Origin of the sequence: Streptomyces brevispora (genome assembly GCF_007829885.1) — a bacterium.
Classification (GTDB): Bacteria; Actinomycetota; Actinomycetes; order Streptomycetales; family Streptomycetaceae; genus Streptomyces; species Streptomyces brevispora.
Genome location: NZ_VIWW01000001.1, coordinates 894,385 through 916,104 on the forward strand (window position 1 = coordinate 894,385; position 21,720 = coordinate 916,104).

Here is a 21,720-nt window from a genome sequence, read left to right on the forward strand (position 1 = left end):
TGGCTCTGGATGTCCGCTCAACAACCTTTGGGTGAAGGGTTTTTGACAAGTGTTGAATTGTGCGGCGGGGTGCTCTGATGAGCATTTCGGTTAGAGGGTTGGCGGGGTCATGGTGAAGCGGGCGTTCACCTGGGCGTGGACGGTCTGGCGTTGTGGTTCGAGGTCGAGTGCGAGAGCGGGTTCGGCTGCCGGGCCGCCGAATCCGCGGGCGTGGGCGTGGCCGCCGGCGGCGGTGGGCATGGCGGGGGTTGCGTTTTCGGCGCCGAGGTCGGCGAGTTCGACGAGGGCGGCGAGTCGGGCGCCGACGGCGTCGGCGTATTCGCGGGCGCGTTGGACGGCTTCGCGTACGGCTTGGCGGCGGGCTTCGCCGTGGGCGGGTGAGTCGGGGCGCAGGGCCCACCAGGGGCCGTCGATGCGGGTCATGTCGAGGTCGGCGACGCGGGTGGTGAATTCGCCGAGTGCGGTGAAGTCGTTGAGTACGGCGGTGATGTGGACGTGGCCGTGGTAGGCGCGGATTTTTTCGTCGCGGCCGCTTCGGGTGAGTTCGGGAGTGACGGAGAGGGTGCCGGTTTCGAGTTTTTCGATGGCTTGTCCGTAGGTGTGTGCGAGTTCGAGGACGGTGGTGTTGCGTCGGGTGAGGTCGTTGAGGGTGGTGCGGCGGTCTTTTCCGCGGGCACTGACGGTGATGCCGACGCGGGCGGTTTCGGGGTCGAATTCGAGGTGGGCCTCGCCGCGGACGGCGAGGCGGGGGTGGTCGGGGGTGCCGTAGGGGTACGGGGTCTGGGTCATGGGTTCACTGTGGCACTCGGGTGCGTCAGCTGGTGGTCATCGAAACGAAACCTGCGAGGGGTGTTGCCGGGTGCCGTGCGTGGGTGATTATCTACGCGCGTTGTCCACGCGTGCACGGGGTCTACGCGCGTTGTGTACGGAGAGAACTGAGATGTGGGAGACAAGATGCCGCTGAACCGAAGGACGTTCCTGGGCACATCGGCCGCGGCCGGTGCGGGTGTCGCGATCGCGGGCGGTGCCGCGGTTCCGGCCGAGGCGCATGGGCGCGGGCATGAGCACGGCCATGGGCGTCCGCAGAAGCGGTACTCGTTCACCGTGATGGGTACGACCGATTTGCACGGAAATGTCTTTAACTGGGACTACTTCACGGACAAGGAGTTCGACGACAAGGATCACAACGACATCGGTCTGGCGAAGATCTCGACGCTGGTGGAGAAGGTGCGTCGGGAGAAGGGCCGTCAGAACACCCTGATGATCGATGCGGGTGACACGATCCAGGGCACGCAGTTGTCGTACTACTACGCGAAGATCGATCCGATCACGGCGAAGCGTGGTCCGGTGCACCCGATGGCGCAGGCGATGAACACGATCGGCTATGACGCCGCCGCGCTGGGCAACCACGAGTTCAACTACGGCATTCCGGTGCTGCGCAAGTTCGAGGAGCAGTGCGACTTCCCGCTGCTGGGTGCGAACGCGCTGGACGCGAAGACGCTGAAGCCGGCGTTCGCACCGTATGTGATCAAGAAGCTGCGTACGCCGCACGGCCGGGATGTGAGGGTGGCGATCCTGGGGCTGACGAATCCGGGTATCGCGATCTGGGACAAGGCGAATGTCGCCGGGAAGATGGTGTTCCCGGGGCTGGAGGAGCAGGCGGCGAAGTTCGTGCCGCGGCTGCGTTCGATGGGCGCGGATGTGGTGATCGTGTCGGCGCACTCGGGGAACAGTGGGACGTCGTCGTACGGTGACCAGATTCCGTACGTGGAGAATGCCGCGGGTCTGGTGGCGGAGCAGGTGCCGGGTATCGATGCGATTCTGGTGGGTCATGCGCATCTGGAGATCCCCGAGTATTTCGTGGAGAACAAGAAGACCGGTAAGAAGGTGGTGCTCTCCGAGCCGCTGAAGTGGGGGCAGCGGCTGACGCTGTTCGACTTCGACCTGGTGTGGGAGAAGGGCCGCTGGGTGGTCGAGAAGGCGGGTTCGCAGGTGTTGAACTCCAACACGGTGGCGGAGGACCCGAGGATCACGCGGATGCTGGCGGACGAGCACAAGAAGGTTGTGGCGTACGTCAATCAGGTGATCGGCACGTCGACGGCGGCGATGACGACGGCCGAGGCGGCTTGGAAGGACGAGCCGATCATCGATCTGATCAACGTCGTCCAGGCGGAGACGGTGGCGGCGGCGTTGGCGGGTGGCGAGTATGCGGCGCTGCCGGTGCTGTCGCAGGCGTCGTGCTTCTCGCGTACGGCGCAGATTCCGGCCGGGAATGTGACGATCAAGGATGCGGCGGGTCTTTATCCGTTCGAGAACACGCTTGAGGCGCGGTTGTTGACGGGTGCGCAGATCAAGGACTATCTGGAGTTCTCGGCGCGGTACTACGTGCAGACGGCGCCGGGCGCTCCGGTGGATCCGGCGAAGCTGACGAACGCGAACAACACTCCGGATTACAACTATGACGCGGTGTCGGGTCTGACGTATGACATCGATATTGCGAAGCCGAATGGTTCGCGGATCGTTGGTCTTTCGTTCGAGGGCAAGGCGATTGATCCGGCTGCGCAGTTCGTGCTGGCGGTGAACAATTACCGGGCGAGCGGTGGGGGCAACTTCCCGCATGTTCCGGGTGCGAAGCAGTTGTGGGCGAATTCGGAGGAGATCCGGAACACGATCATTTCCTGGGTGCAGGCGAAGGGTTCCGTGGATGGTGCGCAGTTCGCTTCGGTGGACTGGCGGCTGACGCGGGACGGTACGCCGGTGTTCTAGGTCTGTGGTGGGGCGGCCGTCTCCTTTCCTTTTGGGTGGGGCGGCCGCTTTTCTGTGTGCCGGTGTGGGGGCGGGGGTGTCAGTTGCTCTGGACGAGGGGGGTGAGGGTGGGGGCTTGGGCGGGGACGTTCGGGGTGTGGGGGGTGAGGCCGAAGGTGGTGAAGGCGGTGCGTTGTGGGAGGTGGTAGGGGGTGGTGCCGGTGAGGTTGTTGAGGATGGTGGCGCTGCGCCAGGCGGCGAGTCCGAGGTCGGGGGCGCCGACGCCGTGGGTATGGCGTTCGGCGTTCTGTACGTAGATGTTGCCGGTGATGGTGGGGTCGAGGTCGAGGCGGAATTGGTCGTCGATGCGGGGGCGGCCGGAGTTGTCGCGGCGCAGGTGGGTGTGGAGGCCGTCGAGCATGTGGTCGAGGGGGCGTTCGCGGTAGCCGGTGGCGAGGACCACGGCGTCGGTGGTGAGGCGGGAGCGGGTGGCTTGTTGGGTGTGTTCGAGGTGGAGTTCGACGCGGGTGGTGGCGACGCGGCCTGCGGTGCGTACGCAGACGCCGGGGGTGAGGGTGGCGTCGGGCCAGCCGCCGTGGAGGGTGCGGCGGTAGAGCTCTTCGTGGATGGCGGTGATGGTGTCGTGGTCGATGCCTTTGTGGAGTTGCCATTGGTGGGGGACGAGTTCGTCGCGTACGGGTTCGGGGAGTGCGTGGAAGTAGCGGGTGTAGTCGGGGGTGAAGTGTTCGAGGCCGAGTTTTGAGTACTCCATGGGTGCGAAGGCGGGGGTGCGGGCGAGCCAGTGGAGCTTTTCGTGGCCGGCTGGGCGGGCGCGGAGGAGGTCGAGGAAGATTTCGGCGCCGGATTGTCCTGATCCGATGACGGTGATGTGTGGGGCGTTGAGGAGTTGTTCGCGGTGTTGGAGGTAGTCGGCGGAGTGGATGACGGGGACTGATCCGGCTTCGGCGAGGGGTTTGAGGGGTTCGGGGATGTGGGGTTCGGTGCCGACGCCGAGGGCGATGTGGCGGGCGTGGGTGCGGCCAAGTGCTTCGGCTTCGCCGTGGGTGTCGAGTTGGGTGAAGTCGACTTCGAAGAGGGCTTGTTCGGCGTTCCAGCGGATGGCGTCGACCTGGTGGCTGAAGTGGAGGCCGGGGAGTTGTTGGGTGACCCAGCGGCAGTAGGCGTCGTATTCGGCGCGTTGGATGTGGAAGCGTTCGGCGAAGTAGAAGGGGAAGAGCCGGTCGCGGGTGCGTAGGTAGTTGAGGAAGGTCCAGGGGCTGGTGGGGTCGGCGAGGGTGACGAGGTCGGCGAGGAAGGGGACTTGGAGGCTGGCGCCGTCGATGAGGAGGCCTGGGTGCCAGTGGAAGGCGGGGCGTTGTTCGTAAAAGGTGGCGGCGATTGGGTGGGGGGTTCCGGGGATGCCGTGCGCGAGGGCGGCGAGGGAGAGGTTGAAGGGGCCGATGCCGATGCCGACGAGGTCGTGGGGCTGGTCGGTTTCGGGGGTGGGCCGGGTTGGCCGGGCTGTCATCGGGGGGTGCTGCCTTCCGCGAGTTCTGTGGCGAGGTGGGTGACGAGGTCGAGGAGTTGTTGGAGGTCGTGGGGGGTGGTGTGGGGGTTGAGGAGGGTGGCTTTGAGCCAGAGGCGGCCGTTGGTGTGGGTGCGGCCGAGTACGGCGTGGCCTCGGGTGAGGAGGGTGCGGCGGATGGTGGCGACGGTGTGGTCGACGGTGTGGGTGGGGCGGAAGAGGACCGTGGTGATGGTGGGGCGGTCGTAGAGGTCGAGGGTGGGGGTTTTGGCGATGAGGTCGGCGAGTTGGTGGGCGGCGGTGCAGGTGCGGTCGATGAGGTCGGCCAGTCCGGTGCGGCCGAGTGCTTGGAGGGTGACGGCGATTTTGAGTGCGTCGGGGCGGCGGGTGGTGCGCAGGGAGCGGCCGAGGAGGTCGGGGAGGCCGGCTTCGGTGTCGTCGTCGGCGTTGAGGTAGGGGGCGTGGTGGTGGAGTGGGTCGAGGTGGTGGTGGTCGGGGACGGCGAGGATGCCTGCCGATGCGGGTTGCCAGCCGAGTTTGTGGAGGTCGAGGGTGACGCTGTGGGCGCGGTCGAGGCCGTGGACCTTGTTGCGGTGGGTGGGGCTGAAGAGGAGGGGTCCGCCGTAGGCGGCGTCGATGTGGAGTTCGGCGCCGTGGATGGTGCAGAGGTCGGCGATGTCGGTGAGGGGGTCGATCTGGCCGGTGTCGGTGGTGCCTGCGGTGGCGGTGACGAGGAGGGGTCCGTGGAGGCGGGCGAGGGTGTCGTCGAGGGCGGTGAGGTCGATGACGCCGGTGGGGGCGGGGACGGTGATGGGTTCGGGGAGGCCGAGGAGCCAGGTGGCGCGGGTGATGCTGTGGTGGGCGTTGGTGCCGCTGATGGTCTGGATGGTGCCGTGGCGTTCGCGGGCGAGGAGGAGTGCGAGTTGGTTGGCTTCGGTGCCGCCGGTGGTGACGAGGGCGTCGGGTGCGGTGTGGTGGGGGTAGATCTCGGCGGCGAGTGCGGCGGTGAGGTCGGCTTCGAGGGCGGAGGCGGAGGGTGCCTGGTCCCAGGAGTCCATGGAGGGGTTGAGGGCGGAGGCGGCGAGGTCTGCTGCTGCGGCAAGGGCGAGGGGTGGGGTGTGGAGGTGGGCTGCGCAGAGGGGGTCGGCGGGGTCTGCGGCGCCTTGGGTGAGGGCGTTGATGAGGGTGGTGAGGGCGTGGTGGGCGCCGGTGCCGTGGTCGGGGATGACGGGGTGGAGGGCGGTGCGCAGGTGGGGGGTGACGGTGTCGGGGCCGCCGGCGGGGAGGGGGCCGTCGCGTCGGTGGGCGCCGTCGTGGAGTGCGGTGAGGACGGTGTCGATGAGGGGGCGCAGGGCGGCGGGGCCGGTGGTGCCTCCGGCGAGGGGCGGGGTGGGCATGGCGGTGGTGGCCCTTCGGAGCGCATGGGTGGACATCCCAGCTTGTCCGGGTTTCGGGTGGCGCGGCCGGTGAGCCCGGTGATCTGAACTCGAACGGGGGACGGGTGTGCGAGGAGGGCGGGGTGGTGGGGGTTCGGGTGGTATAGGTGCGGCTGTTCGTGGGCTGTTGAGGAGGTTCCGCAGGCTGCGGTGGCGCACGAACGCCGGGGTCTGGGCCACCGGGTGCCCGGGGGACGTGCTCCGGGAGCGACCGGTGGTCCCGGCCCCGGCGGCGTGCTCCGGGCGCGCGGTGGCGCCTTGGGGGGACGTTCTCCGGTTCGGGTCAGCCGTACATCGCCACGCGGCAGAGGGCCGCGAGGGCGGCGTCGATGGGGTGGGGCTGCGGATTGCCGGAGGGGTCGAGGGTGTTCCACCTCTGCAGGTTCAGCGCGACGGACATCTGCCGGTTGCCGTCGGCGCGGGTCATGGTCAGCGCTCCCGCGCCCCAGGCCGTGCCGCCGTGGCCCCAGAAGGTGGCCTGGCCGGGAGCCTCGGTCGGGTACAGGCCGAGGCCGTATTCGATCGTCTTTCCCTCCTGGGAGACGACCGGGACGGTGCGTTGCATCTGGGCCAGCGATGACATGCTGACGATCTCGCCGGCCAGCAGCATGCCGTAGAAGCGGTTGAGGTCCGTGACGGTCGATATCAGCGAGGCCGCCGGTCCCACGAACGACATGTCGTAGACGCTGTAGTCGCGCGGCGGGTCGATCATGCCGAGCCACGACTCGTAGATCTGTGAGTGCGGTCCGTCGACGTACGGCCCGGTGGGGAGTTCGGTGTTCCGGAGTCCGGCGCGCTCGATGACGTTTCGGGTGATGCACTGCTGGGCCGTGGTGCCGGTGACGTGTTCCAGGAGTTCGCCGAGGAGCAGGTAGTTGGTGTTGGAGTAGATGCCCGGTGTGCTGCCCGGGGCGCCGGTGGCAGGTGCGCCGACTCCCCTCTCGATGAGGTCGGTGGAGTGGAACCGGGTGAACCGGTTGTCGTCCAGGCTCTGGGGTCCGGTGTCGGCGAGCCTGGGGAACGCCTTGAGGGAGGGGTAGGCGTAGGGGAGGTACTCGGCGAGACCGCTGGTGTGGTTGATCAGCATCCGGACGGTGATCGCGTCACCGCGCTCTCCGGGTACCAGCCCCGAAAGGTAGTGGCCGATCGGTGTGTCGAGGCCGATCAGGCCGCTCTCGACCTGTTGCAGCACCGCGGCGGCGGTGAAGGTCTTGGTGATGCTGCCGACGCGGTGCCGCATGTCTGCGGTGACGGGGCGGCCGGTGGCGGTATCGGCGACACCGGCGGCGCCGCGCCAGATCTGGTCGCCGTCACGTACTTCGGCGAACAGGCCCGGCATTCCCGCGCGGTGGACGTTCTCGATGGCGGCGTCCAGCTCCGCGGGATCCAGTGGGTTCCTCATGGCATGCGTCCTTTCGTGGTTCCCGGGATGGGCTCCGCACAGGTCGCCCGACCCGGGTGACGGGGCACGGGTGGCATGCCGGCAAGCCCTGCTGCCGGCTGCTCGGCACACCCTTGTCCTCATTATGCACGCGGTGCGTGCAACACCAAGTGCATCAGTTAGAATGGGACCCGACGAGAGGAGCGGGATGACTGGGCGAAGGCGCTGGTCGACCGAGGAGATCCTGGATTCGGCGGCGGATCTGCTGCGCACGGGCGACGCCGAGTCGTTCAGCGTGCGCAAGCTCGCCGCGGCCCTCGGGACCGATTCCTCCAGCCTCTACCGGCACTTCCGCAGCAAGACCGAACTGCTGCGCGCGGTCGCCGACCGGATTCTTCTGGCCGCCATGGACGGCTACCGCCCCGAGGGCGACTGGAAGCAGCGCATCACCGCCCTGGGCCTGCGGGTGAGGGAGGCCTTCGGTCAGCAGCCCCAGCTCGCCGCGGTCTGGGGGCGCCATGCGTCGAGCGGCACCGGTTCCCGGCTGGTCATGGAAGAGGTGCTGCAGGCACTGCGGGCGTCAGGGCTGCCCGACGAGAAGATCCCGGCGCACTATCACCGGATCGCGGTTCTCCTCTCCGCGTTGATCGCCTCCGAGGCCGGGGTCAGCACCATCACCCCCCAGGAGTACGAACAGGGCATGGAGCTGTTCCGCGTCGCGGTCCTCGGCGCCGACCCCGAACGCTTCCCCGCCCTGTCCCACTTCGCCCGCGACATCCGCCCCCTCGGGGTGGACCGCCGCGAAGCATTCGTGGAGCTCCTCGCCGCCCAGCTCGCCCACGTCGAGGCCGCGGTCCACTCGGGCTAGGGTCCCTCGTCCGGATCATGCCGACCGGCCCGGCAGTACCGGCGACCGGCCGACTGCCGGCACTCCCCCTCGGCGCCGCTCCTCGGTGCCCCGTCCCCGCGCACGGGTGTGCCCGGCCTGCCCTCGGTGGTGAGGGCGGGCCAGGCACGGGTGGTGCGGGTGTTTCGGGTGTGGGTCAGTGGGCGTTGCGGACGGCGAGGGCGCGGCGCAGGTCGTCGATCTGGTCGGCGAGTTTGCGGCGCAGGGCAGGGATGAGTGCCTGGTCGGTGAGTGCTTGTTCGCCGAGGTGGAGGCTGTTGGCGTCGATGGCGTACGTGGGGAAGGCGCAGCGTCCGGTGGCTTCGGCGATGGCGGGGCCGCGGCGGACGGCGAGTGCGGTTGCTTCCGGGTAGAAGCGGGGGACGTAGTCGCTGACGAGGTCGGTCTGTTCGGGTTGCCAGAAGCCCTGTGCGGTGGCGATGAAGAGGTAGTTGGAGAGGCTGTCGTCGGTGAACATGGCCTGCCAGGCCGCGGCCTTGGCCTCGGGGGTGGGCAGGGCGGCGCGGCAGCGGGCGGCGCCTTCCTGGCCGGTGGCGCTGGGGTCCTGGTCGAGTTCGGCGGCAATGGTGGATTCGTCGACGGCGCCGAGGGCGGCGAGGCGGGTGAGGATGCGCCAGCGCAGTTCGGGGTCGAGTTCGGGTCCGCCGGGGACGGTGCCCTCGGTGAGCCAGCCGTGGATGGTGTCGGGCTGGGTGGCGGCGTGGATGAGGTGGCGGACGGCGACGAGGCGGAGGCCGGGGTTGCTGCCGTCCTCGGTGCGGCGGATGAGGTCGCGGCACAGGGCGGTGAGGGTGCCGAGGGCGGCCGGGCGGTCTTCGGGGCGGAGGTAGCGTCCGGCGGCCTGGGTGTCGGCGAAGGTGAGGATGCTGTGGTGGACTGCGAGGTCGGTTTCGTGCGGGAGGTGGGTGCGGGCGGTGTCGATGTAGGTGGTGGGGGCGAGTTCGCCGTCGCGGACCATGTCGCGGGCGGTGTTCCAGATGACGGCTCGGGTGAGTGCGTCGGGGATGCCGGAGAGGTTGCGCAGGGCGGTGTTCAAGGAGTCCGGGTCGAGGCGGACCTTGGCGTAGGTGAGGTCGTTGTCGTTGAGGACGACGAGGGCGGGGCGGCGGCCGGGGTGAGTGGTGGGGGTGTCGTCCTGGGGGATGCCGATTTCGAAGCGGTCGCGCAGGACGAGCCGGTCGGGGCCGGACTGGGTGTCGGGTGCGTGGTCGTAGGTGCCGACGGCGATGCGGTGGGGGCGGCTGCCCTGGTGGTCGACGGTGAGGGACCAGGTGGTGTCTGTTTCGGTGATGTGTGAGGTGAGGGTGTCGACTCCGGTGGTGCGCAGCCACTGGTCGGCCCAGGCGTGGACGTCGCGGTCGGTGGCGGATGCGAGGTTGTCGATGAAGTCGGCGAGGGTGGCGTTGCCGAATTTGTGGCGGGCGAAGTGGGTGTTGATGCCGGCCAGGAAGTCCTTTTCGCCGAGCCAGGTGACGAGTTGGCGGAGGGCGGATGCGCCCTTGGCGTAGGAGATGCCGTCGAAGTTGAGCATCGCGGAGGCGGTGTCGGGGACGGCGGCCGGGTCGGGTGCGACGGGGTGGGTGGAGGGGCGTTGGTCGGCGTCGTAGCCCCAGCCCTTGCGGGCGAGGCCGAAGTCGACCCAGGTGTCGGTGAATCGGGTGGCTTCGGCGAGGGTCTGGTAGCCCATGTACTCGGCGAAGGACTCGTTGAGCCAGATGTCGTCCCACCAGGCGAGGGTGACGAGGTCGCCGAACCACATGTGGGCCATTTCGTGGGCGATGACCATGCCGCGGACCTGGCGCTCGGTGTCGGTGACGGCGGAGCGGTAGACGAATTCGTCGCGGAAGGTGACGAGGCCGGGGTTCTCCATGGCGCCCGCGTTGAATTCGGGGACGAAGGCCTGGTCGTAGGAGTCGAAGGGGTAGGGCTCGTCGAATTTTTCCTGGAACCGGTCGAAGCAGGCGCGGGTGATGTCGAAGATCTCGTCGGCGTCGGTGTCGAGGTGGGCGGCGAGGGATCGGCGGCAGTGGATGCCGAAGGGCAGTCCGGCGTGTTCGGTGGTCACGGAGTGCCAGGGGCCGGCGGCGACGGCGACGAGGTAGGTGGAGATCGGTGGTGTGGGAGCGATGGTCCAGCGGCCGTTCCCGGTGTGCTGGGCGGTGCCGTTGCCGAGGACGGTCCAGCCTTCGGGGGCGGTGACGGTGAGGGCGAAGACGGATTTGAGGTCGGGCTGGTCGAATGCGGCGAAGACGCGCTGGACGTCTTCCATGAAGAGCTGGGTGTAGACGTAGGTCTCGTTGTCCGTGGGGTCGGTGAAGCGGTGCATGCCTTCGCCGGTGCGGGAGTAGTGCATGGCGGCGTCGACGCGGAGTTCGTGTTCACCGCTGGTCAGGGCGGTGAGTGGGAACCGGTTGCCGTCGAGGTCCGCGGGGTCGAGAGGGTGCCCGTCGAGGCTGATCGAGCGCAGGGTGGCGGGCTTGATCTCGACGAAGGTGTCACCGTCCGTGAGAGCGGTGAACCGGATGAGGGTGTGGGAGTCGAAGGTCTCCTCCCCCGCGGTCAGATCGAGATCGACCGTGTACCGCTGTACGTCGAGGAACTGGGCTCGGGTCTGCGCTTCGTCGCGCATCAGTACGGACATGCGCCCATGCTGCCGTATGCGGTGTGCGGGGTGCAGTCGGGTTTCGCGCTGGGCTGAGTGGTTCGGCGAGGAGCGTGGGATGGTGCGCTCACCTGCGCGGTCCGGGTTGGCGGCGGAGGCCGGTGCCGCTCACGCCGCCGCTCACGCCGCAGCTCTCGCCACCGCTCTCACCGCCGCTTGAGCGGTGGGGCAGCGCTCATGCCCCGTACCGGTGCGGGGGCAGGGATCATGCCCCGTACCGGTCGCAGGGGCAGCGCTCACGCCCCCGTACCAGTCGCGGGAACAGCGCTCACGCCCCCGCGACGCCCGTCCCGTTCGCCGATTCGTCAGCGATGCGTTCGTGGTGGCGGATGACCTCGGCCACGATGAAGTTCAGCAGCTTCTCGGCGAACGCCGGGTCCAGGTGGGCGCTCTCCGCAAGTTGGCGCAGCCGGGCGATCTGGCGGCTCTCGCGGTCCGGGTCGGCCGGGGGGAGGTGGTGGGCGGCCTTGAGGTGGCCCACCTGCTGGGTGCACTTGAAGCGCTCGGCGAGCATGTGGACAACAGCCGCGTCGATGTTGTCGATGCTCTGGCGCAGCTGGTTCAGTTCGGCGCGTACGGACTCGTCGATGTCGCTCGTGGTCATGGTCAGCGAGCTTAGACCGAGCGGGCTACGGAATGATGGTCGGCGGGTGGTCCTGGTCGGGCACGCGGTCGCTCCAGCCGCCGGGCACGCTGCGTCCCTGCTGTTCGCGGAAGCGGACCGGGGCCGTGCCGACGCGGCGGGCGAACAGTCGGGAGAAGTACGCCGGATCGTCGTACCCGACGCGGCGGGCGACGGCCGCGACCGGCAGATCGCTGGTGGCGAGGAGTTCCTTGGCGCGGCCGAGTCTGATGCCGAGGAGGTAGTCCTTGGGGCTGCAGCCCGCGCCGCGGCGGACGGCCGTGCGCAGTTCGGCGGGTGTCATGCCGTGCCGGGCGGCGTGTTCGGCGACGGAGAGTGGCTGGAACGCGTCCCGGGTCAGAGCCTGGAGTACCGGGTCGCCGTCGGGGCTGACGTCGGCGCGGGCCCGGCGCAGTGCGACTAGCAGTTCGTGGACGGCCGCGCCGGTCTCGACCTCCAGCAGGGGGTTTCCGCGCCGCGCCGCTCGTACGATGCGGCCGATGGCGGCCCGGGGTGCCGCCGTGTCGGAGAGCGGGACGAGGGGGCGGTCCGGCTCGATGTAGCCGAGTTCGGTGTAGGTGGTGGTGGCGGGGCCGGCGAAGTCGACGAAGCTCTCGTCCCAGCCGGTGGCCGGGTCGGCGCCGTAGTGGTGGGGGGTGCCGGGGGTCAGCCAGATCAGGCTGGGCCCGGTGACCGGTATCCGTCGCCCGTCGGGTCCGGCGAACCATCCGCTGCCCGAGTTGATGACCACGGCGACGTGGTGGTCCAGGGTGCGGGGGCCGACGGTGGGCAGTGCGCCGTGCTGGAGGCCCACGCCGAGGCAGACGAGGCCGAGGCGGTGGTGGAGCGGACTCGGGGTGAAGAAGCGCATCCAGGTGTGGTACATCGGTCTTCGCTCCCCCGGTCCCCGTGTCGTTGCTCCGACAGCGGTGTGTTGCGTCCAAACAGCAATGATCTTTGTCCATGGACCGGCCGCACGCCAGGGGGTGAGGCTGGGTCGCGACATTCCTCCCGGGTTCGCCCGCTCCGTCACCGGTGCCGCTTTCGGCCGGTACCGGTTCGCGGTGCGTGCTGCCCGGACCGCCCGCACAGGAGAGAACGAGCACGATGGCTGACTTCACGGTGGGCGATGACGACCACTTCCGGCTCGACGGGCGGCCCGTACGGCTGCTGTCGGGCGCCCTGCACTACTTCCGGGTGCACGAGGCGCAGTGGGATCACCGGTTGTCGATGCTGAGGGCGATGGGCCTGAACTGTGTCGAGACGTATGTGCCGTGGAATCTTCATGAGCCGCAGCCGGGCCGGTTCCGGGACGTGGCGGCGCTCGGCCGTTTCCTGGACGCGGCGCAGCGGGCCGGTCTGTGGGCGATCGTCCGTCCGGGACCGTACATCTGCGCGGAGTGGGAGAACGGTGGTCTGCCGGTCTGGGTGACCGGGCGGTTCGGCCGGCGGGTGCGGACGCGTGATGCGGGTTATCTGGACGCGGTGCGGGGGTGGTTCGCCGAGTTGCTGCCTCAGGTCGTGGAGCGGCAGGCCGACCGCGGTGGCCCGGTGATCATGGTGCAGGCGGAGAACGAGTACGGGAGTTACGGCACCGATCAGGTGTACCTGGGCCGGGTGGCCGCGATGCTCGGTGAGTGCGGTGTGAGTGTTCCGCTGTTCACTTCCGACGGGCCGGAGGATCACATGCTCACGGGTGGTTCGGTGCCCGGTCTGCTCGCCACGGCGAACTTCGGGTCGGGGGCGCGCGAGGCGTTCCGGGTGCTCCGGCGTCATCAGGGCGCGGGTCCGCTGATGTGCATGGAGTTCTGGTGCGGTTGGTTCGAGCACTGGGGCACGCCGCCGGTCGTGAGTGATCCGGTGCGGGCCGCCAGGGCTTTGCGGGAGATCCTGGAGTGCGGCGCGTCGGTCAACATCTATATGGCGCACGGTGGGACGAACTTCGGTGGCTGGGCGGGTGCCAACCGTGCGGGTCCGCTTCATGACCAGGGTCTTCAGCCGACGGTGACGTCGTACGACTACGACGCGCCGATCGACGAGTACGGGCGGCCCACGGAGAAGTTCTGGTTGTTCCGGGAGGTTCTCGCCGAGTACGCGGACGGGCCGCTGCCGGAGTTGCCGGCCGAGCCCGCCGGACTCGCGGCTCCGCTGCGGGCCGCGCTGAGCGAATGGGCACCGCTCCCGGACGTCATGGAGGTGCTCGGCGAGGAGGAGCAGCCGGAGTCGGGCATGCCGCCCACGTTCGAGGAGCTGGGCGTGGACCGGGGTCTGGTGCGCTACCGGGTCGATGTCCCGGGTCCCCGTCGGCCGTACACGTTGGGGGTGTCGGGTCTGAGGGACCGGGCGGTGGTGTACGTGGACGGGGGCCGCAGGGGTGTTCTGTGCGAGGAGGACGGTGCTCTCGAGGAGCCGGTGTCCGGGCCCGCCGAGGTCGAGTTGTGGGTGGAGTCGCTGGGGCGGGTCAACTACGGGCCGCGGCTGGGTGAGGCGAAGGGGATCACCGGGGGGGTGCTGCACGAGCGCCAGTATCTGCACGGTGTACGGGCGCGGGCGCTGCGGCTCGACGCGTTCGAGGGTCCGGCGGGGGTGGCCGGTGTCCCGTTCGTGCCGGTCGACGGGTCCGGGCGCGGCGGCTTGTACCGGGGGTTCTTCGAGGTCGCGGATGCGGGCGGTACCGGGCACGCGGGTCTTGAACTGCCGGGCTGGACGCGTGGTTTCGTCTGGGTGAACGGGTTCTGCCTGGGGCGGTACTGGTCGGCGGGGCCGCAGCGGACCCTGTATGTGCCGGGTCCGGTGTTGCGGGACGGTGTGAACGAGGTGTGGGTGCTGGAGGTGGAGGGCGCGGGTGCGCCGTACGTGGGGCTGGGGCCGGGGCCGGCGTCGCGGGCCGCTGCCGGTGTCCCGGAGGTGGCGGGCGCCTGACGCCGGGCCGCTCGGTGCCGCCCCCGCTACAGTGGGCGGAGCCAAGTGGTAGGGACGGGAGTGAGGGTGTGAGTGACGGCCCCCATGGCAGTCCGGTGGTGCACGGCTTCCCGCACCTGGCCACCGTCCGGTCGGCGATCACGGCGCTGTACCGGCGGCTGTCGTACGACGGTGTCCACCGTTTCGCGCCGAGTCTTCTCCCCGCCGATGCCGCGTTCGCCGATTCGGACGATCTGCATCTCGGTGCGCAGCGCGTGGCGCGGGCGATGGTGCAGCATCTGCGTCTGCCGGACGCCCGGATGATCGTGGCGTTCCGTGCGATGGAGCATGCGGGAAGTGTCGAACTCGCGGCCGGTCCGGAGTACTTCATCGAGCTCAACGACCGTTTCCGCACCCATCGCAGGGATATCGGTGCCGCGCTGTCGCACGAGGTCATGCATGTGCTGCTGCACCGGCTGGGTCTCGAGTTCCCGGGGACCCGCGACAACGAGATCCTGACCGACACCGCGGCGGCGTATCTGGGGGCGGGCTGGCTGCTGCTGGACGCGTTCCGGGAGGACGCGACGTCCAGTCAGAAGCTCGGCTACCTCACGCCTGAGGAGTTCGGGTACGTGCTGGCCAAGCGGGCGCTCGCGTTCGATGAGGACCCCTCGCCGTGGTTCACCAGTCCGCAGGCGTGCACGGCGTACACGAAGGGCCGGGCGCAGGCCCTGCGCGACAACGTGCAGCCGCCGTTGACGGCCGCCGGCTGGGCGGGCCGTCGCCGGTACGCCAAGGACCGGCGGTACGCGCAGGACCATCCCGGTGCGGGCGCGGCGCCGGGTCCCGAGGCCTCGTACACGTTCGAGAGCACCGGGGACGGGCTCCGGGTCGCGTTCTCGTGCCCAACCTGCCTTCAGCGCAACGGGGTTCCGGTGCGGGGCCGGGTTCGGGCCCGGTGCGCGCTGTGCCGTACGGTGCTGGACTGCACGACTTGAGGTGGCGCCGCCCGCAACGGGCTGTGGTGCGAAACGTATTACAGTCGAAATGTGACGGAAGATCCGATGTCGGAGGCGGCGGGCGGGCTGAGCCTGTTCGATGCGTTGTACGAGGGCGATGATGCCGTCGTACGGCTGCTCCGGGCCGGTGTGCCCGCCGAGTCGTCCGACGAGAACGGTGCGAGCGCGCTCTACCTGGCGGCGGTCTCGGACCGGCCGGGTGTGGTGCGGGTGCTGCTCGCGGCGGGCGCGGATCCCGACCGGGCCTGCGGGCCCGAGTCGGGCGATCTGCCGATCTGCGGGGCGGCGTGCGGCGGTCACACCGAGGTGGTCGAGGCGCTGCTGGCTGCCGGGGCCCGGCCGGACCTGCCCGAGCAGTTCGGGTTCACGGCGCTGCGCTGGGCGGTGGGGCTGGGCCATGCGCAAACCGCGCGGACGCTGCTCGCCCATGGCGCGGACCCCTGTCTGCCGGGCCCCGAGGGCGAGTCGCCACTGGTCCTGGCCACCCGGCGGGGTTCGCTGGAGACGGTACGGGCGCTGCTGCGGCACGGTGCGGGAGCGCCGCGGGGGGCGCTGGAGGAGGCGCTCGCCGAGGCGCTGCGCGTGCTGGACGTGGACCTGGAGCAGGAGATGCGCGGCGGTCTGCGGGATGCCTACGGGGACACGGACGCGCACCAGGTCTCGGTGCGGCGTGACGTGGCCGACGGCGGGGAGACGCTGACGGTCGAACTGGTGCGGGACGGGGAGCCCTTCGCGGGACAGGACCGGCAGACGGGGCACGGCGCGATCGCCACGCTCCTGGAGACCGAGCTGGGGCTCCTGGCCCCGTTCGAGGAGTTGGCGCGGCGTGCGTTGCGGTCCGGGAGCCCGGAGCTGGACAACTGGCACGCGTCGGCGGAGGCGCTGCGCGAGCGCGGCGACGAGGAGACGCGGCAGGCGGCGGCCGCGTGGTGTGTGAGCGGTGACCCGTCGCGGCGGGCGTTCGGCGCGGACGTACTGGCGAGGCTGGGGGCACCCGTGCCGCGCCTTTGACCGGCCCCGGTCTGCGGTATCGGGCCCGTCCGGCGCACGGACAGGCCCGTCCGGCGTTCGGGAACGGGAGTGTCACCCGGGCGCACCCGGCTGACGCTCCGTCCTCGAACACCGGACGGGCCGAGAACGACCTGCTACGCCGCGCGACGACCACGCGCGGGCGCGCCGCCGCGGCCTGAACCGCCCGAGCCGCCGGAGCGACCCGCGCCGGCACCCCGGCCGGAGCCGCCCGCGCCCTGCGCACCGGTGCCTCCGGCGCCACCCGCACCGGCGCCGCGTCGGCCGCGCCCACGCGTGCCCGAGCGGAAGCCGCCACCGGCGCCCGCGCCGGACCCGGTGCCGCCGCCGGACCGCGTACGCGGCTTCGGCTGGGTCGGCTGCGGGACCTCGATCACGATGGCGACACCGGACGGCTCGCGCGCCCCGGTGATCCGGGTGAGCTCCTCGTCGCTGGACTTGATCCGGGTGGTGCGCGGCGCGATGCCCGCGTCCTGCATCAGCCGGGTCATCTCCCGCTTCTCCTCGGGCAGCACCAGTGTGACGACGCTGCCGGACTCCCCGGCGCGCGCCGTGCGCCCGCCGCGGTGGAGGTAGTCCTTGTGGTCGGTGGGCGGGTCGACGTTGACGACCAGGTCGAGGTCGTCGACGTGGATGCCGCGCGCCGCGACGTTCGTCGCGACGAGCGCGGTGACCTCGCCGTTCTTGAACTGGTCCAGGGTCCGGTTGCGCTGCGGCTGCGAGCGTCCGCCGTGCAGGGCGGCAGCCCGTACACCGCTGGCGAGCAGCCGCTTGGCGAAGCGGTCGGCGGCACGCTTGGTGTCGACGAACATGATCACCCGGCCGTCACGGGCGGCGATCTTCGTGGCGACGGCCTTCTTGTCGGTCTCGTCGAGCACGTGGAGCACGTGGTGCTCCATGGTGGTGACCGCACCGGCGGACGGGTCGACCGAGTGCACGACGGGGTCGGTCAGGAACATCTTGACCAGGCGGTCGATGTTCTTGTCCAGGGTCGCGGAGAAGAGCATCCGCTGTCCGTCCGGCTCGACCTGCTTGAGCAGGGCGACGACCTGCGGCATGAAGCCCATGTCGGCCATCTGGTCGGCCTCGTCGAGGACGGTGATGGCGACCTGGTCGAGGCGGCAGTCGCCGCGCTCGATGAGGTCCTTGAGCCGGCCCGGCGTGGCGACGAGCACCTCGGCGCCGCGGCGCAGGGTGCCGGACTGCTTGCTGATCGACATCCCGCCGACGACCGTGGCCATCCGCAGGTTGACGGACGTCGCGTACGGCGTCAGTGCGTCGGTGACCTGCTGGGCGAGCTCACGGGTGGGGACGAGGACGAGGACGAGCGGCGCCTTCGGCTCGGACCGGCGTCCGGCGGTGCGTGCCAGCAGCGCGAGGCCGAAGGCGAGGGTCTTGCCGGAGCCGGTGCGGCCGCGGCCGAGGATGTCCCGGCCGGCGAGCGAGTTCGGCAGGGTGGCGCCCTGGATCGGGAACGGGTCGGTGACGCCCTGCGCGGCAAGGGTTTTCAGCAGGGCGGCGGGCATGTCCAGCTCGGCGAACGCCTCGACGGCGGGCAGTGCGGGGGTCATGGTTTCGGGCAGGGCGAACTCACCCTGCGGCGGCGTGGCCCTGCGACGGGGCGACGCCTTGCCGGATCCCTTGCCGGAACCCTGTGCGGTTGCCTTTGCCTGGGCCGTACCACGCCCCCTCGACGGGCGGTTGTGGGCGGGACGGTCCTGACGTTCGGAGCGGGTCATACGGAATTGCCCTCCTGGGGATTCCTGGGAACTACGTGGGACTGCTGGGGACTTCCGGGGCCTGCGCAGAATGCGGACTGCCGCACGCGATGCGCGGGGCCCGGGGCACCCGGGGTGCTTCGTCGCACCCGGTGCGGGGCGCTCGAACGCGCCCGGAACTTTCGTACTTCCCAGGGACAGCACAAGCCGGGACCCGCACCTTCACGGTGCGGGCCCCGGCTGCGAGGTACGCGTCCGGCAATTAGGCCGGGACGATGTTCTCCGCCTGCGGGCCCTTCTGGCCCTGCGTGACGTCGAAGGAGACCTTCTGGCCCTCCTGGAGCTCACGGAAGCCCTGGGTGGCGATGTTGGAGTAGTGGGCGAAGACGTCAGCGCCGCCGCCGTCCTGCTCGATGAAGCCGAAGCCCTTTTCCGAGTTGAACCACTTCACGGTTCCAGTAGCCATGTCATTCTCCTAAAACAGGTGCAGTGCCGGAAATCCGCACTTTACGAATTCCAAGTCGCCGCATTGAGCCCCACCCGGAGAAAGCCGGAAAACAATAAAGCGCCTGAGGAAGCATTCCCGTCAGGCGCACATAAAGTTCATGGGTACCAAAACTGCAACCGGACTACCGTAGCACGATCTGCCGACCAGCGGTGGGGCGCGCCACGCCGCCGGCCGGCTGTTGCCCGAGTGAGCCCTTGGGGCACAAGGGTCGGAGCCGTTCAAAGATCGCCGGGTCGGACCCCGGGTCGCGTCAGCCGCGAAGGGCGATCCCGTCCAGGACCATCGAGAGGTACTGGCGGGCGATCTCCTCGGGGCTGTACCGGCCGCCCGGCCGGTACCAGGAGGCGGCGACCCAGACGGTGTCGCGGACGTACCGGTAGGTGAGGCGGATGTCGAGGTCGGCGCGGAAGACCCGGTCGGCGACGCCGCGCTCCAGGGTGCCGAGCCAGACCTTCTCGAACTTCTGCTGGGAGTCGACGAGGTACTGGAACCTCGGCCGGCCCGCCAGGTGCTGGGACTCCTTCTGGTAGATGGCGACGGCGGCACGGTGCCGGTCGATCTCCCGGAAGGACTCGGTGACGAGGGCCTCGATGGTCTCCTTGGGGCCGAGCCCGGCGCCGAGCACGGTGTCGTACCCCTCCCAGAGCTCGTTCAGGAAGGTGGAGAGGATCTCGTCGACCATCGATTCCTTGGAATCGAAGTGGTAGTAGAGGCTGCCCGCGAGCATTCCGGCCGCGTCCGCGATCCCGCGGACGGTCGTGGCGTTGTATCCCTGCGCGGCGAACACCTCGGCGGCGGTGGCGAGCAGCTCGCCGCGCCGCTCGGGGGAGGGTGACGCCTGTGGCTTCTTCTTGGTAGGCACCCGGCCATTCTCCGCCCGGCCGCCTCACCCGCCCGCCTGCGGGCCACCGGGACGCCCTGCCGGGGCCGTCAGGAGGTCTCGGTCAGGGAGCCGTCGTCGTTGCCCCTGCGGAAGGAGCGCAGCGGCCGGCCGGGGCGCCAGACGCGGATGACCAGGGTGTCGCCGCCCTCGATGCCGGTGTGCACCACCTCGGTCAGCTCCAACCGGAAGAGGTGGAAGGGTTCCGGCGGCTTCACCTCGTCGATGAAGTGGGCCAGCACCGCCGGGTCGGTCACCTCGACCGCCCGTCCGGAGATCCGGACGTCCCCGTCGGCCATCTCGGCGTCGGGGCCGGGGTTGGCCTGCACGGCGAATCGGGGGTCGCGGCGCAGGTCCAGTGCCTTGCGGGAGTTCGGCATCATGCCGAGGAAGGGCTCGCCCAGCCGGAACTCCACTTCGAGGCCGGTCACCCGGGGCGACCCGTCCTTGCGGAGGGTCGCCAGGACGTGGTGCTTGTACTGCTGGAAGCGGTGGCGCACGGTGTCGGCGAAGTCCGGCTCCGCGGTTCGGAAGTCTGCCCAGGAGTTCGATGTCATGGGTTCATCGAACTCCGTAATCCCGACATCTCCTGTCCGGTTTCCTCTGCGGATGACGCGGACCACCCGTTCGGATGCCGTCCGGCGCTGCCGGTGCTGTCCGGCGCCGTCCGCTGCTGCCCGGTGCTGCCCGGGGACGCCGCTACCGGCCGCCGGGTCCGTGGCCCGTGAACGTGATCAGTGCCGCGTATCCCTGTGTCCGCAGGACGCACGGCGTCCGGCGGCTGTGCAGCAACACCGCGTCGTAGCGGCCGAGTTCGGTGTCCGTTCCGTCGATGACGGCGCCGTCCTCCAGCGCCACGGCCAGCACCGCCCCGCGTTCGGGCGCCATCAGCCTCAGGGTGCCGCGTACGACCGCCACCTCGGCCCGCGTGCGGTCCCTGCGGTACATCACGTTGAGGTTGACGACCGGGCCCGCCAGCAGCCGGCCGTCCGTCTCCAGGTCGCCCAGGAAGTCGTGGGGCCAGTACGGCTCGTCGACGATGTGGTGCTCGCCGCTCACCATGAGGTCCATCCCGGCGCCCTCCACCACGGTCAGGGTGCGGTCGACGCCGGGGAACACGGAGAACGGCCCGTCCTCGGTCACGTCCGCCAGGCTGACCCGCCAGTCGAAGGCATCGGCCGCACCGCCGGTCGCTTCCCCCGTCGCCGTGCCGGGGGAAGCGACGATCTCGCGGGTCACTCCCCCGCCGTTCTTCCAGTGCGCCGGTACACGGCCGGCCGCGCGCAGGATCCGGAACGCCTCGGAGGTCATGCGGATTCTCCAGTCTCGACGGGTTGGGGACCCGAGCGTAAGCCCGGATGTTCCCTGCTCCGGGAGGTTCGCTATCTTGATCGCCGCCGCCCCCCACCGGCCGCTCTTGCCCGTCCACCGATGAAGGAGCCGGCCATGGAGGCCGCCGTCACCACGTGCTACCGCCATCCCTCGTACGAGACGTATGTGAGCTGCACCCGCTGCGAACGCTTCATCTGTCCCGACTGCATGCGCGAGGCCGCGGTCGGCCACCACTGTGTGGAGTGCGTGAAGGAGGGGCAACGGTCGGTCCGGCAGGCGCGGACGGTCTTCGGCGGGACGGTGGCCAGGAGTGCGGTGCCGCTCGTCACCTATGTGCTGATGGGCCTGAACATCCTGGTGTACCTGGCCGAGTTGGTGCGCCCGGGGATCGTCGACCGGTTCGGGATGACGGGTGCGGGACTGACCGGTCCGGACGGCAGCCAGTACGTCTACGTTCACGGCGGCTTCCCCGGCCTCGACGTGATCGGGGTGGTGGACGGTGAGTGGTACCGGCTGCTGACCGGTGCGTTCCTGCACCTGCCGCCCAGCGGGTCCTCGTTCGGCTCGGTGCCGTTCGGGGTGCTGCACATCGCCTTCAACATGTACGCACTGTGGAACCTCGGCCGGGTCGTCGAGGAACAGCTGGGACGGGCCCGCTACCTCGCGCTCTACCTGCTGTCCGCGCTGGGCGGTTCGGTGCTGGTGTACCTGATCGCGCCGCTGGACAACACGGTGGGCGCCTCGGGGGCGATCTTCGGGCTCGCGGCCGCGTTCTACGTCATCAGCCGGCGGCTGGGCCGGGACATGCAGGCGGTGAACAGGTTCCTGGCCGGGTTCCTGCTCTGGATGGTGATCTCGGCGGGATTCACCTCGTGGCAGGGGCATCTGGGCGGGCTGCTGACCGGTGCCATCGTGACGGTGGTGTACGCGTACGCCCCGGCGGAGCGCCGTACGACGGTCCAGGCCTCGGTGTGCGTGGTGGTGTTCGCCGTGCTGATGCTGCTGGTGGCCCTCAAGACGTCGGCGCTGCTGGGCTGAGCCGGCCGGGGACCTGC

At 69.9% G+C, this 21,720-nt stretch carries 18 protein-coding genes; 6 read left to right on the forward strand and 12 right to left on the reverse strand.

Going from position 1 to position 21,720, the window contains the following annotated elements:
* Positions 1-90 precede the first annotated feature (90 nt).
* Positions 91-789, reverse strand: coding sequence for an SIMPL domain-containing protein (locus FHX80_RS04205; RefSeq protein ID WP_145762888.1), 699 nt, complete (start codon positions 787-789; stop codon positions 91-93).
* A 165-nt stretch (positions 790-954) separates the two neighbouring features.
* Between FHX80_RS04205 and FHX80_RS04210 the strand changes: the two genes are divergently transcribed.
* The gene (locus FHX80_RS04210) at positions 955-2,766 is read left to right on the forward strand and encodes a bifunctional metallophosphatase/5'-nucleotidase (RefSeq protein WP_145767063.1); all 1,812 of its coding nucleotides are present in this window, start codon (positions 955-957) and stop codon (positions 2,764-2,766) included.
* A gap of 79 nt (positions 2,767-2,845) precedes the next feature.
* Here the strand turns inward: FHX80_RS04210 and FHX80_RS04215 are convergent, their stop codons facing one another.
* The 3 genes from FHX80_RS04215 to FHX80_RS04225 all read right to left on the reverse strand — a co-directional run bounded on the left by FHX80_RS04215 (position 2,846) and on the right by FHX80_RS04225 (position 7,108).
* On the reverse strand, positions 2,846-4,273 hold the full coding sequence (locus tag FHX80_RS04215) for a lysine N(6)-hydroxylase/L-ornithine N(5)-oxygenase family protein (RefSeq protein ID WP_145762891.1): 1,428 nt from the start codon (positions 4,271-4,273) through the stop codon (positions 2,846-2,848).
* Complete coding sequence (locus FHX80_RS04220) at positions 4,270-5,667, reverse strand: pyridoxal phosphate-dependent decarboxylase family protein (protein ID WP_145762893.1); 1,398 nt, start codon at positions 5,665-5,667, stop codon at positions 4,270-4,272. The genes FHX80_RS04215 and FHX80_RS04220 overlap by 4 nt, the downstream gene beginning before the upstream one ends.
* Before the next feature lie 322 nt (positions 5,668-5,989).
* Positions 5,990-7,108 carry a serine hydrolase domain-containing protein gene (locus FHX80_RS04225; protein WP_145762895.1) on the reverse strand — a complete coding sequence of 373 codons (1,119 nt, stop codon included), beginning with the start codon at positions 7,106-7,108 and terminating at the stop codon, positions 5,990-5,992.
* Between the two features lie 187 nt (positions 7,109-7,295).
* Between FHX80_RS04225 and FHX80_RS04230 the strand changes: the two genes are divergently transcribed.
* Positions 7,296-7,955: a TetR/AcrR family transcriptional regulator gene (locus FHX80_RS04230; protein WP_145762897.1), complete on the forward strand. Its 660-nt coding sequence runs from the start codon at positions 7,296-7,298 to the stop codon at positions 7,953-7,955.
* A gap of 175 nt (positions 7,956-8,130) precedes the next feature.
* Here the strand turns inward: FHX80_RS04230 and pepN are convergent, their stop codons facing one another.
* The 3 genes from pepN to FHX80_RS04245 all read right to left on the reverse strand — a co-directional run bounded on the left by pepN (position 8,131) and on the right by FHX80_RS04245 (position 12,164).
* Complete coding sequence (pepN, locus tag FHX80_RS04235) at positions 8,131-10,635, reverse strand: aminopeptidase N (protein WP_145762899.1); 2,505 nt, start codon at positions 10,633-10,635, stop codon at positions 8,131-8,133.
* A gap of 289 nt (positions 10,636-10,924) precedes the next feature.
* Complete coding sequence (locus FHX80_RS04240; protein ID WP_145762901.1) at positions 10,925-11,260, reverse strand: chorismate mutase; 336 nt, start codon at positions 11,258-11,260, stop codon at positions 10,925-10,927.
* 25 nt (positions 11,261-11,285) lie between these two features.
* On the reverse strand, positions 11,286-12,164 hold the full coding sequence (locus FHX80_RS04245) for a helix-turn-helix domain-containing protein (RefSeq protein WP_145762903.1): 879 nt from the start codon (positions 12,162-12,164) through the stop codon (positions 11,286-11,288).
* Between the two features lie 221 nt (positions 12,165-12,385).
* Between FHX80_RS04245 and FHX80_RS04250 the strand changes: the two genes are divergently transcribed.
* From FHX80_RS04250 to FHX80_RS04260, 3 genes are all read left to right on the forward strand, one after another.
* The gene (locus FHX80_RS04250) at positions 12,386-14,200 is read left to right on the forward strand and encodes a glycoside hydrolase family 35 protein (protein ID WP_145762904.1); all 1,815 of its coding nucleotides are present in this window, start codon (positions 12,386-12,388) and stop codon (positions 14,198-14,200) included.
* A 68-nt stretch (positions 14,201-14,268) separates the two neighbouring features.
* Positions 14,269-15,177: a hypothetical protein gene (locus FHX80_RS04255; protein ID WP_145762906.1), complete on the forward strand. Its 909-nt coding sequence runs from the start codon at positions 14,269-14,271 to the stop codon at positions 15,175-15,177.
* A 51-nt stretch (positions 15,178-15,228) separates the two neighbouring features.
* Positions 15,229-16,209, forward strand: a complete 981-nt coding sequence (locus FHX80_RS04260) for an ankyrin repeat domain-containing protein (RefSeq protein ID WP_244318129.1) — start codon at positions 15,229-15,231, stop codon at positions 16,207-16,209.
* Between the two features lie 134 nt (positions 16,210-16,343).
* Here the strand turns inward: FHX80_RS04260 and FHX80_RS04265 are convergent, their stop codons facing one another.
* From FHX80_RS04265 to FHX80_RS04285, 5 genes are all read right to left on the reverse strand, one after another.
* Positions 16,344-17,966, reverse strand: coding sequence for a DEAD/DEAH box helicase (locus FHX80_RS04265; RefSeq protein WP_145762908.1), 1,623 nt, complete (start codon positions 17,964-17,966; stop codon positions 16,344-16,346).
* Positions 17,967-18,207: 241 nt separating this feature from the next.
* The gene (locus FHX80_RS04270; protein ID WP_015607926.1) at positions 18,208-18,411 is read right to left on the reverse strand and encodes a cold-shock protein; all 204 of its coding nucleotides are present in this window, start codon (positions 18,409-18,411) and stop codon (positions 18,208-18,210) included.
* A gap of 292 nt (positions 18,412-18,703) precedes the next feature.
* A complete protein-coding gene (locus tag FHX80_RS04275; RefSeq protein ID WP_145762912.1) occupies positions 18,704-19,315 on the reverse strand; it encodes a TetR/AcrR family transcriptional regulator in 612 nt (203 codons plus the stop codon).
* Between the two features lie 68 nt (positions 19,316-19,383).
* Positions 19,384-19,890, reverse strand: coding sequence for a pyridoxamine 5'-phosphate oxidase family protein (locus FHX80_RS04280; RefSeq protein WP_145762915.1), 507 nt, complete (start codon positions 19,888-19,890; stop codon positions 19,384-19,386).
* Positions 19,891-20,032: 142 nt separating this feature from the next.
* Positions 20,033-20,644: a HutD/Ves family protein gene (locus FHX80_RS04285; RefSeq protein ID WP_145762917.1), complete on the reverse strand. Its 612-nt coding sequence runs from the start codon at positions 20,642-20,644 to the stop codon at positions 20,033-20,035.
* A gap of 135 nt (positions 20,645-20,779) precedes the next feature.
* Between FHX80_RS04285 and FHX80_RS04290 the strand changes: the two genes are divergently transcribed.
* Positions 20,780-21,703: a rhomboid family intramembrane serine protease gene (locus FHX80_RS04290; protein WP_145762919.1), complete on the forward strand. Its 924-nt coding sequence runs from the start codon at positions 20,780-20,782 to the stop codon at positions 21,701-21,703.
* Positions 21,704-21,720 lie beyond the last annotated feature (17 nt).

What these genes read in the sequence shown, in the direction of transcription:
- FHX80_RS04205 (WP_145762888.1), bottom strand. Translation starts at nt 789, where the DNA reads ATGACCCAGACCCCGTACCCCTACGGCACCCCCGACCACCCCCGCCTC.
- FHX80_RS04245 (WP_145762903.1), bottom strand. Translation starts at nt 12,164, where the DNA reads ATGTACCACACCTGGATGCGCTTCTTCACCCCGAGTCCGCTCCACCAC.
- FHX80_RS04285 (WP_145762917.1), bottom strand. Translation starts at nt 20,644, where the DNA reads ATGACCTCCGAGGCGTTCCGGATCCTGCGCGCGGCCGGCCGTGTACCG.
- FHX80_RS04230 (WP_145762897.1), top strand. Translation starts at nt 7,296, where the DNA reads ATGACTGGGCGAAGGCGCTGGTCGACCGAGGAGATCCTGGATTCGGCG.
- FHX80_RS04265 (WP_145762908.1), bottom strand. Translation starts at nt 17,966, where the DNA reads ATGACCCGCTCCGAACGTCAGGACCGTCCCGCCCACAACCGCCCGTCG.
- FHX80_RS04280 (WP_145762915.1), bottom strand. Translation starts at nt 19,890, where the DNA reads ATGACATCGAACTCCTGGGCAGACTTCCGAACCGCGGAGCCGGACTTC.
- FHX80_RS04210 (WP_145767063.1), top strand. Translation starts at nt 955, where the DNA reads ATGCCGCTGAACCGAAGGACGTTCCTGGGCACATCGGCCGCGGCCGGT.
- FHX80_RS04225 (WP_145762895.1), bottom strand. Translation starts at nt 7,108, where the DNA reads ATGAGGAACCCACTGGATCCCGCGGAGCTGGACGCCGCCATCGAGAAC.
- FHX80_RS04215 (WP_145762891.1), bottom strand. Translation starts at nt 4,273, where the DNA reads ATGACAGCCCGGCCAACCCGGCCCACCCCCGAAACCGACCAGCCCCAC.
- FHX80_RS04270 (WP_015607926.1), bottom strand. Translation starts at nt 18,411, where the DNA reads ATGGCTACTGGAACCGTGAAGTGGTTCAACTCGGAAAAGGGCTTCGGC.
- FHX80_RS04250 (WP_145762904.1), top strand. Translation starts at nt 12,386, where the DNA reads ATGGCTGACTTCACGGTGGGCGATGACGACCACTTCCGGCTCGACGGG.
- FHX80_RS04220 (WP_145762893.1), bottom strand. Translation starts at nt 5,667, where the DNA reads ATGCCCACCCCGCCCCTCGCCGGAGGCACCACCGGCCCCGCCGCCCTG.
- pepN (WP_145762899.1), bottom strand. Translation starts at nt 10,635, where the DNA reads ATGTCCGTACTGATGCGCGACGAAGCGCAGACCCGAGCCCAGTTCCTC.
- FHX80_RS04240 (WP_145762901.1), bottom strand. Translation starts at nt 11,260, where the DNA reads ATGACCACGAGCGACATCGACGAGTCCGTACGCGCCGAACTGAACCAG.
- FHX80_RS04290 (WP_145762919.1), top strand. Translation starts at nt 20,780, where the DNA reads ATGGAGGCCGCCGTCACCACGTGCTACCGCCATCCCTCGTACGAGACG.